This window comes from Echinicola salinicaeni (genome assembly GCF_014280965.1).
Classification (GTDB): domain Bacteria; phylum Bacteroidota; class Bacteroidia; order Cytophagales; family Cyclobacteriaceae; genus Echinicola; species Echinicola salinicaeni.
In genome coordinates this window covers 101,254-120,988 of the sequence record NZ_JACODZ010000008.1, presented here as the reverse complement: position 1 = coordinate 120,988, position 19,735 = coordinate 101,254, and the positions used below count along the sequence as shown (strand labels likewise).

Here is a 19,735-nt window from a genome sequence, read left to right as displayed (position 1 = left end):
TACATACTAAAAAGTCTGTTGATAACTAATTGCCCAATTTCATTAGATCGATGAAATTGAATACATTGATCTTGTTGAGCTCGTTATTATTGAGGTTTTTTCTGACTTTATCCAATTGTTCAGGATTGGTATTTACCAGTTTTTGATCTGCATCGGCCATGGAATAACTTGGATGGCCCCCTCCTCTCCACATCATATTATCCTTATTTTGATGATGGTGCATTTCCTTGATCAGCTTACCTATCATTCCAGATTCGTCACTTTTTTCCATTAAGTGCTTCAATCCTGCTGTATGTCCAACCTCATGAGGAATGGTGTTTTTATCGGATCCTGAAATCATTCCTGGAGTATGTTTCTCATTTAAGTAAACTATGGTGCCGTAAAATGGTCCCCTACCATAAGTGCCGTTTACCTTGGGATGGCTATCGTCTAGCACAACTATCAAATGCTCAGACATAAAATTGAGGTCGGTAAGTTTATTGATCACCCTGACATTGGCAGTGGTGCTGACATCATATACTACATCAATACCAAAAATGCTTTTTCTTAATTTCCCTTTAAAGCTATTTTCAATTTGGCTTTTGGCAGCACTGGCCAAACCTGCAGTATTAAGCGAGGCATTACTGCTTTTATTGAGTACAGCTCCTTCAAATTTCAATTTTAGATCAGCTTTGATGGTTTTGCCATCATAGGATTTATAGTTTTCATTCTTGCTCCAGTTTCTTTGAATTTTCTTTTGTACCATGCCTTTTTGCTGTACGGTGTGTGTGAGTTCATGGGCCAAAAGCTGTTTGCCTTTATACGATTCAGGACTGTATTTTCCGGATTTAAAATAGATATCATTACCATGGGTGAATGCTTGGGCACCTATGGCTTTATTCATATGATTTGCCCGTTCATCGGTATGGATCCTAATATGACTGAAATCTGCTCCAAAGCCTGATTCCATTTCATTTTTGATATCTGCATCCATTTGTCTGCCAGAACCCTTACTTTGATTGAGGCTAGGTTCAATATGATTGGCACCTTGTTGCTTGCTGGAAGCAGTCTCAGCTTTAGCCTGCGCGGCTTCCTCTTCTTCCTGGGATTGGACAGTTTCTTCCTCCTCAGGTTTCGTTTGCATGGCTTCTTCCTCTTCTTGCGCCTGAACTTCCTCTTCCTCGGCTTTTTGAAGCGGCTCTTTTTGTTCCTCTTCACCGGATTTCCCTTGAACGGGTTCTTGCTCTTCTTTTAAATCTTGTTTTTGTACCATACTAATCGATGAGGCCAAAGGTTTTTGCTGTAATTCTTCCTCCGTTCCTTTTTGTTGAATCGGGTCATTTTTAGCAGCAGTATTGTTGACAACTTGATCTGCTATGGCATCTGCTTCTTGCTCATATTTATCGCCCGGTTTGCCCATTTCTAGTTTGGCTTGCACGCCAAAAAAATCTTTTTGGCCTTCTTCCTTTCTATTGATTAGCCCTTGGTTGGATTGCCCTGGTTTATTCCTTTTTTTTAATTCTCTCATAGCCCTTACCATTCAATGAATAATAATCCTCTTTTCCATGGAAACTTTGCCATTCCGATACTCCAAGGCAATTTTTCCAATAATATATCTTGGGTTTTTCTCTCAATGATCAGTTTTGAATGCTTTCCTCGAGTATCCAGCTTACCTTTTCTACATAGAAATTCTGCCCTCAAAGTATCCAGCCCTGTACCTTTTAATGCTTTCCAATGACCAATTACAGCGTTCAATAATTCATCTGCATGATCTTTCAATTTATTCGATAATATTATCTCTCTGCTTACTATATGGTCCTTAGGAAGTCCACAGCAATATTTTTCAAATATTAAATCATGGTCAAATGCCATTTCTTCCTTGGTGGCCAAGTAATGTAATAAATGAACTGCCCTCTCTTGATCTATAAACTCATTTTGCTGATTGATTAATTTACAGTTGGTGAAAAGTTCCTTAAAGAATGGGTGCAAAAGAATCAAACCTGCCTGATCTAGATGGAATTCCTTATCGGCAAACTTGTCATCCAATAAATGGTCATTTTCCTGAGGTAGCAAAGCACGTTTGCTTTGGTTATCAAGATTTGGACGATCACCATTTTCTGGAGGGCTTGATTTTTTATCAAGATCATTCAAGACACCTTTTTCTGGACTGTTTGATGCTCTCACTTGCCCAGCTTTATTTTCTCCTTCTTTTTTAAGTAATGAATGAATGAAAGATTCAGGTTTTTCGATGGCATTTGATAATTCGCTATACCAATTGGATTTACCTATTTCCTTATAGCTATATTTTTCGAATGCGACCTTAAAGCTGGTTTGATAGATGATAAGCAACTTTTTCTGTTCAGCAGTCGCAATGCTTTTTATGGCATGGATTGATTTTGTAAAAGAAGACTCTATTTCTGATTCGGTCCTTTCTGAAAGCAATAATCTCCATATATCACCCATTATCAATGATTTCAGTGGATTAGATATATCTTTTGGCCACTGTGATAATATATCTTGACCTTTAGTCAATATTGCTTGTTTTGAATAATATGCAGAAAGGATGCATTTGATTTGCTGGTAATTGAATTGCTTTAAAAATCTTCTTCTTAAATCAACTTCTCTTCCACTTCTTTCCAGTAATTTGTGAAAATTTGGATGGATAAGAATGTGCTTGACGGGGTTTATTTGAGTCCAATCACTAAATAGCTCGATGTTTTCCTGATCACTTAGCCACCAAGGTTTTTCACCTGTTTCCAGTATCTGTATAATACTTTTTATTTCCCTATCTAGACTTGATAAGCCTAAATGATTATCCTTTGATAAACTATCATGTTCACGGCTAGCTTTCGAAATCGATTTGGCTTGGCTGACTTTGTTTTCGAGTTGCTGAAATTGTTGTTCCAATTGCTCTCTCAACTGTGACAGAAGATGGTCTTTTGCCAGCTGGTCCATAGAAGCCTTGGAGCCTTCAAACACCTTTGAGGAACTATTTATATTTATTTCCAAATTGGGAATTTGATAGTGGGCATTGTCTATGGTTCTATCCATTTGATTCAGATAGCGCTCCAGCAAAGGCAATAATTCAGACTTTAACCATTCCGCCAAATTGTTTTTGAGCATTTGGCTTCTTTCGGGACTTGAGTCAAGTACCTCGCAATAGATTTTATGGATAATATGTGATGCCTTGTTTTCCAATTAAGTGATCAATTGAGATTGGTCCTTAATAGCGGCCTGTATATAGTCCGCTCCATCAAATTCCACGATTAAATTTTTATAGTAAGTCTGCATGCTTTTATCAGCATCCCAAATCACTTTAAATTCAACCAGTCGTTTCATCATTGAAGTCATCACTTGAAGAATTTTTGAAAATTCAGCTTTAAATTCATCATAATTGCTTCTATCTTGACACTTGATAAGGGTATAAAATAATTGAATATAAAATTCAAACAGTTCTTTGGCAGGGGCCATTCCAGGACCATTTCCACTATTCATTTCTACCATATAGTCCGTTAAGGCTTGAATTTGAGGTAATAGTATTTTTTCTAATTGTCCATTTTGCTTACCAGAAACAAAATTCGGGGCATCCTTTGCAATCAAGTTTATGGTATTTATAGCGTCGGTGATAATGCCTTTGCCCCAATCATCTACTTTTTTGAATTCTTCAGTTTGTAAAAAGGCACTAAATCTTTCCGCTCCAGATTGGATAAACCTAGTTCCTTCATCTATACAGTTTCCTGCTCCTTCATTAAGATCAATCGTTATGGTTTCACTACTCCCTTGTTTACAGACATTATCCAATTCCACCATTACCCTTACTGATATGCTATCCAATTCAGCAGGAAGCTCTTGCTTCATGCCCGTAGCCGTCGTTGGGTCCAAGGCTTTGTTGTCCAAGAACCAATGGTATTGGGTACCCGTTGGGAATGGTGTATCTACTTTTAGTGAAAGCAGTTTGTTACCAGAGGCAGGATCAACATCTAATGTATAACTAAAGTTAATGGTAGGTCTTTCATATACCCTTACGGTTAAATCTGTTTCTTGACCATTGACTTTAAAATTCAAATCCTTTCCTAGATTGATATCACTTACCAATAGTGGGTTAAATACATAACCATTGGCTGTGTTTTGAACCCCTTCCCCACTGACTACTCCATTTTCGGGAACTACCGTAAAAGGTATTGGGCTGACTTGAGCATCTCTACATATCTCTCTTGGCTTAAGGTCCAAGTCAATCTCTTCTACTGCTTCTTCAAAAATGATTTCTCCGGTTACCGTAGCTGGACAAGCGCCATTTTTAGGTGTAATAGTGAGGCTAACGGTCACCTTGTTTTCACCGTTTACAGGCAATTGATAACTTACTTGAGGACTCTTTTCTGTAGACTGTCTGTCGTCACCGAAATCCCAGGAATATTCTGCATCCTCAAAGACAGGAGAAGCAGAAAGCAATAAATAAGGATCGGTAACTGGATTATCAGGTAAGTTCAAAGCAAATACAGGGCTTTGGAAAACCCTAATTTCTGCTGTAGTAGGTTCATCATTTACCGTAAAATTGATCGCTTGACCTAAGTGCTCAACAGGAAACAGACTAGCATCAATACTAATCGCATCTTCACCAACGATAACACCAGGTATTTCATCTACGACTTTGATAGTGCCTCCCACAGGGATCACCTCAAATCCAATAGGAGCTTGCTCCAAGCCTAGACAATAGGTGTCTTCACTTAGGTTCAGATATACTACTGGACGTGGAACTACGAAATTGATAGGTGAACAATCAGAGCAACATCTATATGGCAGCATAAAATCAGCCATTACAGTACCATCTTTTAGGCTACTTTTTAATTGACCTTTGCTCGGTACTGCTATATTGGATATGCTTGTCTCTCCAGCTAATGCTTTTTTTAGGGTGGCTAAATCATCTTCTAATTTGGTGGGATCCTTGAATAGTTCATATTTTTCCGCGATACTATTATAATCGGACTTTTCATAAACAGCCTCCTTATATCCGCCCCATTTTTCCATGATGCTCAGACCGGATATAGCTTTTTCTACTTTCCTAGGTTCCCTGCTATAATAAACCATAACAAATGTCCCACCTTTTGTTACACCAGCTTGATGATCCAATCCAGGATGGTGTTCGAAAAAATTACTTAATTGAAGACCTTCCAAAATGGTTTGCTTTCTTGAATCGATCTCGGCTTGCAAGATTTTTAATTTATTGGCAGCACAACAAATGGATGAATAGAAAAGGGCTTGTGACTGATAGTAGGACTTTAATCGATCACTTATATCCAATTTCTCAAGGCTTTTGCTAAACTCTACTAACTTCTTACACAAACTTTCAATGGAAGCTTCATATTGGTCAATATAGAAATCATCCAATTCAAATAGTCGCTCAGGGATATAATTTGATATATCATAGGAGGCAGCAATTATCTCTATGGGCTTATCTATAAAGGCCATTTTATAGTCTTCTGAAATCTCTATATCCTTGATATAATTTACTGCTTCTTTCTCTGCAGCTACCTTGATATCATTATAGCTGTAATAAGGATTATCCTCTTTTTTGATGGTGCTGTCAAAGACAATGCCTAGACTTTCTGAATCTGAACTGATGTTTTTACTTATACTTTCTTGAATACTTGACCTTGATTCAGTTTTATAATCTTTGGTGGCTTCAAACAAATATGGATAGAGTCTTTGGGCTTCTGCCAGCGATATTTTACCATTATTGATCAAAATCGCCACATCCTCTATGGTCACAGACTTAGGTTCATAAGCCTTATATAAAGGCTCAGCCATTTCTACTTTTGGAGCTATTGTTTCGGCACTTTCGACGCTACTCGCTTCCATTAGCTTTTTGATATCCAAGGAAGAAAAGAATTGACTGATTTTGCCTGTTATACAGCTGATCTCATCATTCCAAGCTTCCATTAATAACATCAAATCTTCAAAATGGCATTTATAATCTTCCATTTTGATACTGTCCAATACCTGATTAATAGAGAGTGCCTTGACATCAAAATCCAAATTATATTCCTTAACCTTGTCCATTATTTTGATCAATGCTTGGTCGTAGGATTTACCCTGATGCCCTTCAATTCTATAAAAATCAACCTCATTGGTGTCATATTCCAAAGGCTCTATGGGTTCATTGGTTTGTGGATCCACTGCTCTTTTAAAACGAGGTATTTCATCCGTCCTTCCCCTTTTGGTTTTATCGAAATTCCAATGATCAATTAGGTTATTACTATTCTTATAGTAAAATGGTATAGCTTTTTCTCCTAGATTTCCTTTAAATACTGATGGTGTAATGGAAATGTCAACTTTTGGTGTTTGGAAGGTAAAAAGCATTAATTTCATCCGTTCCAATAAACTGTTTAGCCTGGAGGTTACTGAAGTGTCCCCCGTAATGGGAGATTTATAAAACCCATGTCTAAAATCATTATTATTTTCTTTGGAGATGACTTTCCCAAGCATAAGATGTTTTGGAAAAGCATCTATATCTGGTAGACAAGTGGCATTGAGTGTATAAAGGATTTCCACAATCTCATGATAGGTGTTGATGATATCTCTTAACCAGTCATATTGATATTGGAAATTGTTAACATAACTCGGATTGGGCTTGGTCAGGAATAATTTCAATTTTTGCGAAATATTGCTGGGCAATCCAAGAAAATTGGAAAGCGCGCTTAGTCCATCATTTAAACCCTCAATATCAGTAGCCATGATAGCCTTATAATAGCTATCTTCAAGTTTTTGCAGATCTTTGGTATTTGCTTGGGATAATAATACCCTTTTTAGTTTAATGTGTTTTAAAGAGCGATAAAGACTTTTGATGTCTAGCCTTTGATAGACTCCGTCATTGTCCATTAAATGCTTGGCACCCTCTTCATCTGTCAATAGCACATGTAGTCTAGCTACTTGTTCTACCCCTTGATTGTCACAATTGATTCCACTACACATGTCTGCTTCCAGTGGGTATGTTTCTAAATAAAGCAAGGCAATTTTATCTGCCATGTTTTCCATGCTGGAAAGGGCTTGATCTGTCTCAGTTACTTGTTCTGGGGGAACAAGTTTCCAAAGGTTAATTTTAGCTTCTCCTTGCTTAAATTTTTCATAATGGCTGTTTTTATCTTCAAACACCCTGAAATGGGTATAGTTAACATGATCGTCCACCATTTTATAGCCTGAAATAGCTGGATCATCGTATTCCTGAAGTAATTTAAGCAGGTCTCCATCCGTAGTTACTCCAATGCCTTGTGTAACTTGGACAATACGGCTAGTCGGCCGACTTACTTTAAATCCACAAACTATTCCAACACCATTTAAAAATACACGAGTCAACCTATCTTGGTCCTCAAAAAATGATATGGATTCATTTAATTGGGTATGTGTTAATACCTGATCTACTTTATAAGTATGGTATTGAGTGGTTATTATACTTAATTTATTAGCCATGACGGTATGGATTAAAGTGTTCCCAGATTCGTTTTTCCTAAAATTAATTTTCCATCAAGATCTTCCTCCTCATCCTCACAATCGTAAAGTCTACCTGTAGGGTAAATGGTATGAAGTCCCGTTAGAGAACTGGTCATTTCGTTCAATACTTTATTGTATTTGTTCATTGATGCGATACTTCCGCTTCTCTTGTGGATATCGGTTAATTCAAAGAGATAGGATTTATAGGCTTTCTCGAAGCGAACCAATTGGTTTTCTTTAAAAATTGGGCTTTCAGGATTTTCTACATCTTCTTGGGGTAGTTCCGGTTCTTCGCCCTTTCTATATCCTATCCAACATATTTTTGCTACGATATGAGCAGGGAGTTCCTCCCTGATAAGGTTCTCCAAATAATTCCTAAAGTCTTTATTGGCGAAGCGATAGGTAAAGCCTGGAAGGATAACGCTTAGCCTAAATGAAAATGGATCGATCATTTTACAAGAGTCATAATCGTCCGAGCAAAAAGGAAGGAAATTTCCAAGGACATAATCTTTGTCCGCATCTTCCTGAGTTTTTTTGTATTGTGCATCCAGTGGATTGGGCCTTAAAAGGATATGTTCTACTAGATAAATCCCTTCTTCAGTAAATGTGTGCTTTATATAATCCAATAATGATAATGCAGCATTGACAGCCTCGTCTCTATGGGGATAGAATGTATATTGTTTGGCAATGATGAAATCAGGACTTGAATGAGATTCAATTTCTGTATTAACAATGTCGAAGCTGAATTTTTCGGATGTTGCCGCTTTATGGAATTGGAAACTTCCCGCTAAGTATTCATTGGCCACCGCTACTTCTTTCAACTTTTCCAGTTCTTTACTGGAGGTCTCCAAAATTTTGAGAATGGCAAAGTACATTTCGCTCCCAGCCGAATTATAAAAAGGATATGATGTGGTGGCCGATAGAAGAATATTACCTTCTTCACTTCGCAATCTCCAACGGTAAACCCAATCACCATCTACCTGTTCATATCTGTATATTTCCACTGCCGAGTCAGCAAGGTTTCTCCTGCGATAGTCTTTTATGCCGACTAGTTTTGCTATTCTTCTTTGGGCACCAGAGACATTGTCTGTATTCCAAAGGTCCTTTTTTTCCTTGTCGTAATAATTAAATGCTTCTCCCCTTTCTTTGCTTATTTCTCTGTACTCCCTGAGAAAACGTTGCTTGTCCTGTAATACCACTTCATCCGTACTGGCACCATAAAGGAACTTCATCAAGAATGCATAATTTCCAAAATTTTCGGCAAATCGGGCAATCAAATGATCCATCAACTTATTCCTTCGCTCAACTGTATCATCCAAAATACCCATTAGATTTTCTGTTAACTCAGTTTCATTATCAAGTGCATTAGGGTCTTTGAATAGTTTTTCTGCATCTTTTATATCTTTCACGGCCTGGGTGAAATAAGTGATACTTGGCCCTTGGTCAAGGGAAAGCAGTTCTTTTATTTTTTCTAAATGCTTGAAATAGGAGGCTAAGATTTGGTCGAAAAACAATAAATAACCTTTTAACTGTCTTGCTAGGACTGCTCTTTTCTCTCCTAAATTACGGGATAATCCTTTATCGCTTAATCCATAAGTTTCAGGAAAATCATGTTGGATGGAGCTATAGGCTCCCCAGTTGGCAAAAGTTCCTTTTGGGATTTCAGGTTCAAGGTGTTCTTTAGCTTTATCATCATGATCAGCACGTGATTGGAGGATTTTTTCTTTATAACTGGCAACCCTGGTTTTATTGATATTGATGGGTAAGACACCTTTGAAATAGTTAATGGTGGTCTTCTTACAAAGTTTTGGTTTTTTGCCCTCAGGAATGCAAATGACCCATTTGTTGGGATCAGTACCATCTTTTTCGTCACAATTTCCTAAAGTGATATCCTTAACCACTTTCACACCTGGAATACTCATGATAATATTGATGATATCGGAAAGTCGCACTTCTTTTCGAAGTCCAGAGGCTTTTAGCTCCTTGGTATCTATAAACCCATTTTCCAGAAATGGCCCTTCAAAGATCTCATCCATAGGATAGCCTTTGTCTATCATTTCCTTTAGCGAGTAATGGCCTGGAGATGGGGCCATATAATCCTCCAATGCTATAATTATCTGTGCATGAACCAATTCTTCATCTGCTTCCGGATTTACTTCCACATTTGCACAGACAGACACTGGTTCGGAGGGTACTTTTTCTACTTTAACCAGGTCCTCACAAAGGTTTCTGTGTGCATGAAAGCGTTGAAATATTTGTTCTTTTAAATCCTCCGGAAGCTCTTTCTGAGCATCATCTGTTTCTACCAGGATACTATAGAGGCCTTTAAGGTCAAATTTTGCCTTTTGATTTTCCTTCAAACCCTCCCAAATGGCCTTTTCATAAGCTAATTTTTGGTTTTTCAGGTCTGCAAAGACGGTTACCTTTTCTTTCTTGATCCAACAGTTTTTAACCCCTTTGATGTCTATAAATAGTTTTCTTAGATCTAGTTCTGTGGTAGGTGCAGAAGGCAAAATATCAGCTACTTTATAAAATTGTCCTTCAATTCCATTGTCTTCTTGGGCTATAAGATCTTCTATGGGCAAATTGATACGGTTTCCTAAATCAGTGATGGCATAGCAAAGTACCTCAAGCATGGTAATGCCTGGGTCATGTGTATTATAATCGGTCCAGATTTGACTTCCCAATTCACGGATATGTCTTATTCCTTCTTCCCGCAGAAAGTGAAAGTCAAGATCATCCTTTGTGGAGGTGTCTCTGGCTATACTTTTATGATTGCTTAATGTTGACATTCTTCGTGGGAGTTTGCAGGTTCATTTTTACAGGTGACGGTAATGGGGCTCACTTCATGTTCTTTGAATGAAACCAATATGGATTTTGGATTACTTGGCCGGATAAAGTCCTTTTCCAAGACTTCTTCGAATTTTGGTTCGCAAGGTGCAGAATCTGGTTGACGTTTCATTAATATCAAGTTTTCCAGATAATCTACATAAGCGAGTTCCTCCAAATAATGTATCAGTTGGCTTTTGTGTAAAGTGACGCCAAATTCAACCGTAACTTTTTGATCATATGCCCAAGGGGAAAGAAAGCGCTTTATATCCTCTTTTATCTGACCTATATAATAGCTAGCATCCAATCCCTCTTTGAATTTTACATTCACACTGACTTTTACTTCCTCATAGTTGGGATTGATTACTTTAGCTTTTACATGAAAAGTATTCAGCTCATTGACAAATGTTCCAACTTCATTTAAAGTCGCTTGACTTACCCTAGGTTGGTAGATATCGAAGACAGCTTGCTGAACAGTATCTGGCACTAGAATAATGGTTACATTTCCAGGGGATTGAAAAGATGAAGAACAGGTGTGGTTGAGGCATTTTACCTTATAGACCTTTGGAAACTTTTGTAAAATTAAATGCTCGTAATCCCAGAGTGTTATGGCCCTGTTTTTATGTCTGAGTCTTTCGCTTACCCTTCTATAATAGGCCGCGTCTGATTCTTTATCCTTGCCACCAGTGGAGGGATAAGGTTGCTGTATTGATTTTACCCAACTTAATCTTTCCTGTAATTTGCTAATGGTTTTTTCAGGAAGCCCTTTGTCTAAATGATCTCCAGAATTGTCTTGATTTTCAAATACAGCCTCGACAGCCTGAGCTTTTATATCAATCAACTGACTTACAATGTCAAAAGGCTTGGCCATCGTAGCTTTAATCCAATGAAAGCCTGTTGGGAGGACTGTATTGTCCTTGGTAGCTGATTTGGGAAGAGAAAACTGGAATACCCCGGATTGAAGAAAGCGAGGACATTGGTTTTTGATGATTTCACCGGTCTCAAAACTTTCCCATTGATTATTTTTTAGGTATTTCCAATTGATCTTTTGGTTTCCCGTAAATATGTCTTTGATACTTGGATTTTCACTACCTTCTAGAAACTGGAAATGTAAAGTTATTTGCTGAAGGTTTTTCGCATTTTCCAGCCCAATATATAGTTCTCCTCCTTGGCAGTATTCAGGTACCAAATCGAGCTCCTGATCAGTCTGACCTGAGGAGAATACTTGATGGAATCCAAAAGGGGATTCGTGTATCAGTGTGATATCATTTTCTGAAGATAAAGACCCAAAATTGATGGTTTCGCTTGCTTCATAGTCCAGAACTAAATTTTCTGCTAAAGGTGTATAGGGTTCGTTGGGGATCTTACCTATAGAGATACTTCGTCTGTTATAGATAGTCGCTACTGTTAGGTAATGTGGATATTTTTCATGTAGAAAAGAGTTGTTCAAGGTGATTTTAAGCTCTTTTTTTGTCGTGTTTTTCCATTCATTATTGCCTAAATTAAATGTAAAAGTAGAATCATAAGTCCCTGAGTTATCATTAAAAAGCTCATTATTATCATTATCATGGGATGGGGAACTGGAAAAGCTAAAAAAGTTTAAACCTTTAATTATGGCATCAATATCTCCATTGGAATCTCTCTCTCCATATTGTGAATAATGGCTTACCAATTCATCAGGGGTATTCAGGTAATCCATCCGAACATTGAAGCTATTTATGGGTTTGTCCGTAACTTCAGGATACTTTACAATAAAGGAAGATCCTTTTCCTGGTCTAGGTCCAAAAGGATAAAATGGCTTTTCAGGATTTAGAACACCCAGATCATTTTCCAATTGTACTTGCTGTATGCCTGAAACATCAGTAACTATCTGAAGATTTGATAAAGTGTTTTTATTGAGTAATCGATATAAGTTATAGCCTTCTTTTTGTTCGGTTTTGAATAATACCCTTAATAAGGGATTTTCAACCTGATAGCTTCCTTCATGCAGCTCTGAATTATAAGGTATTACTTTGGGCTGCTCATTGTCTAATTCGAATACCAAAATCATTTTATTGCTATTTGCAGAGATAGCACTCCCCGTAATCAGTTCCATTGGAGTACCCTTAATCCAGCCTTTTTCACCACTAATTTCTAAAAATAGGGCATTGTTTAGACTGAACTCGTTTTCTGAACTTGAGAGAATGGTATTGGCAAATGTAAATTCCAAGGTTACTTTACGGGTGCCTTCAGACAATCGAAACATATTGCTTGCCAAGGAAAATCCCAGTCTGACATTGGGGAGTGGAGGCAATTTGGTATTGGCATTACAGATTTTGGTATAGCCAAATGGCCACCATTTTTCAGCTCCCTTAGGAAAATCAGCCCCCAGACCATCATAGGAATTCACCATTGGAGCCATCACAAAGTTTCCTGTATTTAAATCAGTTTCTAGTGCATTGATATCTTCTCTTGGAATGGAAATTTCATTATATATGCTTTTGATTTGGGCAACACTGGTTTTGTTTAACACTGTTTCGGAAAGCGAAACATAATTCCTTTTCTTGCCCAAACTGTCTTTTCCCCCGTCCAATAAGGTTCCTTTTTCCAGTTTTTCTTGGCTGGCATTTTTGGCCAATTCAAAAATTAAATAAACATGATCTGCTTGTATTGGTTTTTTGCCTATTTGAAGTACTTTCTGGTAATAATAGTCAAGATGTCTTTTTGTTAAATGGTTGAATCGTTTTTTGCTGAAGTCCAGTAATTTTAGAAAAGAGATAAAAAGTGTAAGGTGAGGTGTTAGTTTGCCAGTGAATGCTCGATCTGCCAGAAAACCCTCAATCTCAACTTTTAGCTTTTCAATAGTAGCTTCATTTTCCAAATCATTGATCATAGCAGGATTAGAAATGAAATCACTAAAGAATTTTTGCCAATCTCCTGAAGGCTCAAGTGCCAATGAACTTGGAAAAAAGTTGAGTTGCTTGGAAAGATTAAGCGCAAAGATTATCCAGTCCTTTTGTTCAAAGTTTTGTAATTGGACACTTTCAGGAGAAAGTTTAGGGTCTTGCAGCTCAGATCTACCAGTGCCGTCTCTTTTAAGTATGTTGACAATATGATTGCAATTTGCGCTCATGCGTTAATTGGTTTAGGTGTTGGTGCCTTCTTCCAAATAAAAAGGATAGACCATATTATTTCGGGCATTGGTCGCCCTTACTCTGTATTGAAGATGAATCAGTAGTTCCCCTTCCAGTGCATTGCCTTCTGTGATATCAATTTTTTCAGGATCTATCCGTGGTTCGTGGTATAAAATGGCATTTTTGATCAGCTCTATGACATAGGTTTTAACCGTCCTGTTTATTGGATTAAATAACAGCTCATCGAGGTTACATCCGTAGGTGGGTTGCATGATACGCTCACCAAGTCGCGTGCTGAACAAAATTTCAAGACTTTTCTGAATATCATCAACACCAGAAGTGGTTTTAGCTTGACCAGAGCCGGTTTCAAATTCTGGAGGAAAGCTCCATCCTGTCCCTAAAAAGTCATTGCTGTTTTCCATGGTTTATCCTATTAATACAGTTGCTTCTCCTATTACAATGCTGCCACCGTGCGCGGTGGAATCTCCTAATCTCGCTGCTGGCATTCCCCCGATCATGACGGTGGAGGATCCCATTATTATGGTGTCGGGAGGACCTGTGCAGGTAGCCATATCCCCTACTCTTGCTGCTGGCATTCCCCCAATCAAAACAGTTGGCTCTCCTGGTGGCAAGATTGGCCCACCCACATGGGGCACGGTTCCCGTTACCATCGGACAAACGTGCATATCATTTGCTCTTGCTGCTGGCATTCTCATTATAATAGATGTTAGGTTTAAGACTTTATATTTTTATAATCACTATTAGCTAATTAGGCTTTGTCAATTGATTTGCACCAATGAACCTTTCAGAACTGCGACAGCACTAGTACTTAGCTCAGCTCCCGCAGAACCTTCCGCTTTAAATTGGGCACTGGCCTTAATATTTACATTAGTGCCTTCCATATTGATGTCTCCGGTGGTTTTGAGATTAAAATCCTTGGCAGATTCCACACTGATTCCGTCACTATCTATTAGCGTCTTATTACCATTTTGGTCTTCGACTGTAATGCTGCCATCGTCATCATTGAGCTCTAATTTGTTACCTGCCGGTGTTTCAATCATGACGATGGTTTTATCATCATCAAAATGGATCTTAATGCCTGATCTCGTTTGTATGCCTTTTTCATGATTATCATTAGAAGCTGTTATTGGGTTTGGATTAGCACTACTGTGCAACATGCCTAAAACAACAGCATCATTTGGGTCTTCATTGATAAAGCCTACTATCACCTCATCCTCAGGTTCAGGCCTGAAAGTAAAACCTCTGTTATTTCCAGCATCAGGGAAAGCTTGTCTGCACCAAATCCCTTCTTCTTCGCTGTTAATAATTGGGATTTTTACTTTGATTCGCTCTTCACCTTCAGGATCTTCTAAATCAGTAACCAAGCCCACGTGAAGTCCACTTATTCCGGCATTTAGTCCTGCTGCCGGTGGCATGGAGATATTGGACATTGTTTCTGCAAACCACTCAGGATCCATTCCGTATTGTGCGTCTATGGTCCAGTTTCCTTCTGTTATTTGATGGTTGACTGCTGTTACGTAGACTTTACCGTTAAAGCGCTCCCCTACTCCTTCGAGCAATAGGTTGGTGCCTGGTTTTACATTTGGGATGCCTTGGAATTTCATCCTTCCTCTTGATTTGGCTAATTGTTGGAAGGTCCATTTGGCATTGGCCCATTCCTTTAGATCTCCTTCCTTTTTATTCCCACCGTGGCGCATGACGACATCATCTTGATCCAGTAATGCTGCTAAATCTTCTGAGCTGATATTTCCGTTTGTGCTCAAAGCGGGGTCTGCTCCTTCTATTTCCAATAATTCCTGATCAGCGGTATTCCAAGCTTGGGAAATAACCTTAGGAACTTGTGTACGAGCATCCATTTCGGCGTCGAATTCAAGTAAAGTCGCCCCGAATGTGATGGTTTCTACCTCTGCAGCATTCAAGTCCGGCTTTTTTAGGCTTATTTTTCCATCATCTACCATACATAGCAGTCCATTTGCCTGAATACGAAGCATCATAAAATCCCAATCGGTAATATCATATTGAACCATTTCCGGGTGAACACTTGAAGTAGAAGTAATATCTGCCTCAAGGTCATGGGCTTTGATGAGTTCTTCCAAGATATCAGCATCGCTCAGCTCGTAATAGTACTTGCTTTTCCTGCGCAGCGTCATTTTTACGGCCTTGTCTTTGGCTTCAAGCATCAATAATGATTGGTTATTTCTGATTTTAATATTTTGCTTTATAATAATGCCTTTGAAGATGGTAGCCTCATCAGAATGGTATCCAGCAGTAATTTCTATTTCCTTTCCAGGAATAAAGTGATCGGAATTGCTAACCTTGAAATCTCTTTCCGAAGGATCACCATCAAGTACAGCGATTCTCGCAGTGGGGATCTTATTCACGCCTTTACTTACTTGAATGCTTTTTACTTGATAAGTGCCCGGAATTTCCTCGCCCCCGATGAGAATTTTATGGGTTACCCTGTCCACACTTTGGCTGGTTGCTATGGTTCCGCTATTGTTCATTTATTTTTGTTTTTGAAGCGGTGGGAAAAATAATTCTGTGCCGGTCTTTAACTTTCTGAAATTGGTGAGCTTATTGGCTTTGGCAACTTCTAGGTAATACTTGGAGTCGCCGTAAATCCTATAAGTCATCAATGGAAGTGTATCTCCATCATTAACTGTCCTGTAATGGGTTAGATCAGGAGATTGGTTATTTTCTTGGGCAGTACGAAGGTCTTCTTCTACAAACTCCCCGATTTTGGTCGTGGCCATTGCCCTAATGGGTGTGCCATCTGGCCTGAAGAGTTTGTATTCAATATCCATTTCTTTGAGATAGCCTTTGAACAAAAGGCTTCCCCATGTGATCATTAGGTAATTGGGCTTGTGTTTTTCGCCATTGTATTCATAAACCACTTTTTTGAAATGTTCTATATCGTCAATGACGCCATTTTCACTCGCCTCATAGCCAGCAATTATACCTGTTCGGTCAAACAGAAAATCAAGTTCTAATGTTTGAGGGAGGATTTTATTGAACCGGATCGGGGCTGCGCTGGTTCCTGCAGCCTGATCCTCATTCTGTTCTACCCTATATTGGAACTTGTACTTTTCTGGATTGAGTAGTGTAGTAAACTCCCCATTATCTACTTCATCAGAAAATTTAGAGTCCTTATAGGCTACGACTTTCAATTTTTCCAATTTACCTTCACTCATAGCTTACCTTTCTTTTTGCTCTCTAATTACTTCCATTACCTGTTCGACGCATTTGGCAACAAGATCTTGCTGGTTCCCCCCTTGGGAGGACTTAGATCCGCCGCCGCTTTCGTCTACAGTTATTTTGATGTGCAATTCTTTGATTTCTATTGGCATCAGATTATCGTTTTAAAGTAATTATAGGATAGCTCTATGGATTCAATGGCCATTTTGCTTTCCTGGGCATTAAAATCTTCAATATTCCATTTTACAGGATAGGCATGCACCACATTCCAGGTCATTAGTGGTTCATGTTCCTCGTTGAGGAGTTTTACTGTCAAGTCAATTGGCTTAAATTGAAAATCTTCTATAGCATCCCTGCACCAGGAAATCAATTTAGAATCCATTAGCACACCACGTTTAAGGACCAGATTGGGATATTTGGTTTTGACAGGAAACTTATGCTTGAAGCGGTTTTCACCACCCTCAGCTATTTCTTCGGTGTCTATATCCACTGAAAGACCAGAAACCGACTGAAATTCATGATCTCCCTGTCCCGTATCTAATCCGGTAAATTCCACCAAAAAATGGAAGCTGGATGGCGGATAATAAGTGGCCATGGCGTTTATTCATTTTGAATGGTGAGACCTTCATGGGCCAATTCCATTGATTCGATAGCCACTTCATTACCATCGCCTTTGAGATCAGTACTTTGTACTTTCAGTGGCCAAGCATTTTTTACTTTCCAGGATACAACGGGTTCATGCTCTTCATTAAGTAAACTTATGGTGATATCCCTTCTGTCGACTTTATTGAGATTGATGGTATTATACCATTCGAAATACTCGTTATCACTTTTGAAGGTGCCCCTTTTTAAGGTAATATTGGAGAATTTTTGCATGCCCGGCATTTTGATTTTGCTATATTCAGGGCTTGCACCGTGTCTGTATTCGATAATTTCTGTTTCCACATCTAGACCGGAAACTTCTGTAAAGCCAATTTTTGTTCCTCCCCATTCAACAGAGAAATGAAACTTTGATAATGGATAGCTCATGATATTGTTAATTAGTTATTAAAAATTGCGTTAATGGAAATTAGCATTGGTAAAATAGGAAAATGATAAATCGTATTTCCCACTTCCTAATTCATACTTCTCACCTTTTACTTCCTATGATTCCTGCATTTTGTGGGAGAATTTCAGCACGATGAATTCTGCAGGTCTGACTACTGCCATACCAATTTCTACATTCATTTTTCCAGCTAAAATATCTTGTGAAGTCATGGTTTGACCAAGTCCCACTCTAACATAAAAAGCATGTTCTGGCTTTGCACCTGCGAGCGCTCCTGCCCTCCATTGTAGGGTTAGGAAGTTTTCGATCATTGCTCTGACCCTTACCCAAGTATTGCCATCATTAGGTTCAAATACAAACTGTTCTGTAGCCTTTTTGATGGATTCCTCTGCCATATTGAAAAATCTCCTTACTGGAACATATCGCCATTCATTATCATTTCCAGCAAGTGTCCTTGCTCCCCATACCATGATTCCTTTGCCCGTAAATGGCCTGATAATATTGATGGACTTGCCCGCAACAGCATCTACATTTAGGTTTTCTTGTTCTTTATTATCGATAAGCTCGGTTACGCCAATTACATTGTTCAAGGAAACATTGGCAGGAGCCTTCCATACACCCCTGTTGGAGTCAACCCGGGCATATACACCGGCCATGGTAGCACTTGGTGGAAGGGTCAGATATTCATTGGCGATTCGTTGGTAAATGCTTTTCAGAGCTGGAATGGCATCTACTGCTGATGTCTCTACTGTAGCAGTAAAGCTTTCTGCAGAGCTTGAAATTAGGTCAAGCGAAGATTTGATACTGCTCCATAATTTGTTGATCGCACTGATATGGGGCTGGATCTTTTCAGTATTGGTTGTTCCTGTGCCAAAATATACATTTGAGGATGTACTTGTAGTATAGTCTAGCCCTGTGGTAGAAGCCGTTAAGGACAAAGCAGAGGATAATGAACTTGAGTCAAGAGCAATTTTTGCTATTTCATTTTCCGCAGCATCTAAGGCTGTACCTAGTTTAGAAGCCAGAAAATCAAAAAGGAATTTTAAATCTCCCGCCGGTGCGCTTTTATCCTCTAAGCTTACAGCTGCCCCTCCTAGGTCGATAATATCCCTGACCAAATCCATACTTTCCGTATAGTAATTGATTAATGCTTCTAGATTGGCCTTAGTAGGTGTGTTTCTCAGGGTGTTGAGCAAGGCTTCGAATTTTGCTTGGTATGAAGGATGGGTACCTTTTAATGTATCCAAAGCGCCATTAATCGTATTTTGATCATCGACAAGATTATCAAGTCTATTGGCTAAGTCTTTGGCATCAGCATCTGCTATTAGATCTGCCAAATCCACTGTTGGACCGTTTTGGGTTATTTTACCTTTGATGTCCTTGTATTTGACTACTCTGGGTAGATTGGCTTTTAGCCAAGGTGAATATGCTGCACCATATTTCAGGTAATTCATACCAATGCCATTTCTGAAATTTTCAACAGCATCATCATAATCCACGCCTAGTTCCTTCAAGTCAAAAATACAAAAACGGTCTTGCAAGTCATTACATTGACCCAGCATGGCTGCATAAAGTGAATTGATGTTGTTTTGGCTCATCAGTGGAGCATCAGGAACAACGAGTAAAGTAGGTCGGTCTATTTTTTTAACCTTAGAAAGACCAGCCAAAAATCCGGGCGTTGAACCATCTGCAGTACCGTTTTGGATGGTATCACCGTATTTCCCAACCGAAATCACATAACAATCTCCACCACCATTGGCATAGAACATCCTTATACACTCATACAAATAGTATTTTTCTGTAAGATCAACTTCTGTTACTTGATTTTGTGCATTGATTTCCAATGTGGTAACTTCTACTTCAGGAGCACCACCAAAGTACTCTGTAAACTCCAGTACCGAGGAGATTTTTACAGGCTCATTTGGTGGGAGTTCTTTATCTCCATCCTTTGCCTGTGAAGTGTAGCCTAAAAAAGCAGGGATTGCAGTTTCAACTTGTGCTACAGAAGGTGGAAATTTGGTGATTTCCTCAATGTAGACACCTGGTGTTTTTATTGTTGTTGCCATGG

At 38.7% G+C, this 19,735-nt stretch carries 13 protein-coding genes; all 13 read right to left on the bottom strand.

Annotation, left to right across the window (positions count from 1 at the left end; translation table 11 throughout):
• Window positions 1–25 precede the first annotated feature (25 nt).
• Window positions 26–1,507, bottom strand: coding sequence for an eCIS core domain-containing protein (locus H7U17_RS16215; RefSeq protein WP_186757808.1), 1,482 nt, complete (start codon window positions 1,505–1,507; stop codon window positions 26–28).
• Between the two features lie 5 nt (window positions 1,508–1,512).
• Window positions 1,513–3,177, bottom strand: coding sequence for a contractile injection system tape measure protein (locus tag H7U17_RS16210; RefSeq protein ID WP_222439222.1), 1,665 nt, complete (start codon window positions 3,175–3,177; stop codon window positions 1,513–1,515).
• Window positions 3,178–7,443: a PKD domain-containing protein gene (locus H7U17_RS16205; RefSeq protein WP_186757806.1), complete on the bottom strand. Its 4,266-nt coding sequence runs from the start codon at window positions 7,441–7,443 to the stop codon at window positions 3,178–3,180.
• Between the two features lie 11 nt (window positions 7,444–7,454).
• On the bottom strand, window positions 7,455–10,256 hold the full coding sequence (locus H7U17_RS16200) for a hypothetical protein (protein WP_186757805.1): 2,802 nt from the start codon (window positions 10,254–10,256) through the stop codon (window positions 7,455–7,457).
• Window positions 10,244–13,405: a baseplate J/gp47 family protein gene (locus H7U17_RS16195; RefSeq protein ID WP_186757804.1), complete on the bottom strand. Its 3,162-nt coding sequence runs from the start codon at window positions 13,403–13,405 to the stop codon at window positions 10,244–10,246. Before H7U17_RS16195 ends, H7U17_RS16200 begins: the two co-directional genes overlap by 13 nt.
• A gap of 12 nt (window positions 13,406–13,417) precedes the next feature.
• Window positions 13,418–13,828 carry a GPW/gp25 family protein gene (locus tag H7U17_RS16190; protein ID WP_186757803.1) on the bottom strand — a complete coding sequence of 137 codons (411 nt, stop codon included), beginning with the start codon at window positions 13,826–13,828 and terminating at the stop codon, window positions 13,418–13,420.
• 3 nt (window positions 13,829–13,831) lie between these two features.
• Window positions 13,832–14,122 carry a PAAR domain-containing protein gene (locus H7U17_RS16185; protein WP_186757802.1) on the bottom strand — a complete coding sequence of 97 codons (291 nt, stop codon included), beginning with the start codon at window positions 14,120–14,122 and terminating at the stop codon, window positions 13,832–13,834.
• 63 nt (window positions 14,123–14,185) lie between these two features.
• Window positions 14,186–15,931 carry a type VI secretion system tip protein VgrG gene (vgrG, locus tag H7U17_RS16180; protein ID WP_186757801.1) on the bottom strand — a complete coding sequence of 582 codons (1,746 nt, stop codon included), beginning with the start codon at window positions 15,929–15,931 and terminating at the stop codon, window positions 14,186–14,188.
• Window positions 15,932–16,618, bottom strand: coding sequence for a CIS tube protein (locus H7U17_RS16175; RefSeq protein ID WP_186757800.1), 687 nt, complete (start codon window positions 16,616–16,618; stop codon window positions 15,932–15,934).
• A gap of 3 nt (window positions 16,619–16,621) precedes the next feature.
• Complete coding sequence (locus tag H7U17_RS16170; protein ID WP_186757799.1) at window positions 16,622–16,774, bottom strand: DUF5908 family protein; 153 nt, start codon at window positions 16,772–16,774, stop codon at window positions 16,622–16,624.
• Window positions 16,774–17,217 (bottom strand): phage tail protein, encoded by a 444-nt coding sequence (locus H7U17_RS16165; protein ID WP_186757798.1) that lies wholly within the window; start codon window positions 17,215–17,217, stop codon window positions 16,774–16,776. The genes H7U17_RS16170 and H7U17_RS16165 overlap by 1 nt, the downstream gene beginning before the upstream one ends.
• A 5-nt stretch (window positions 17,218–17,222) precedes the next feature.
• Window positions 17,223–17,651, bottom strand: a complete 429-nt coding sequence (locus H7U17_RS16160) for a phage tail protein (RefSeq protein WP_186757797.1) — start codon at window positions 17,649–17,651, stop codon at window positions 17,223–17,225.
• Window positions 17,652–17,765: 114 nt separating this feature from the next.
• Window positions 17,766–19,733, bottom strand: a complete 1,968-nt coding sequence (locus H7U17_RS16155) for a phage tail sheath C-terminal domain-containing protein (RefSeq protein WP_186757796.1) — start codon at window positions 19,731–19,733, stop codon at window positions 17,766–17,768.
• Between the last annotated feature and the right edge of the window lie 2 nt (window positions 19,734–19,735).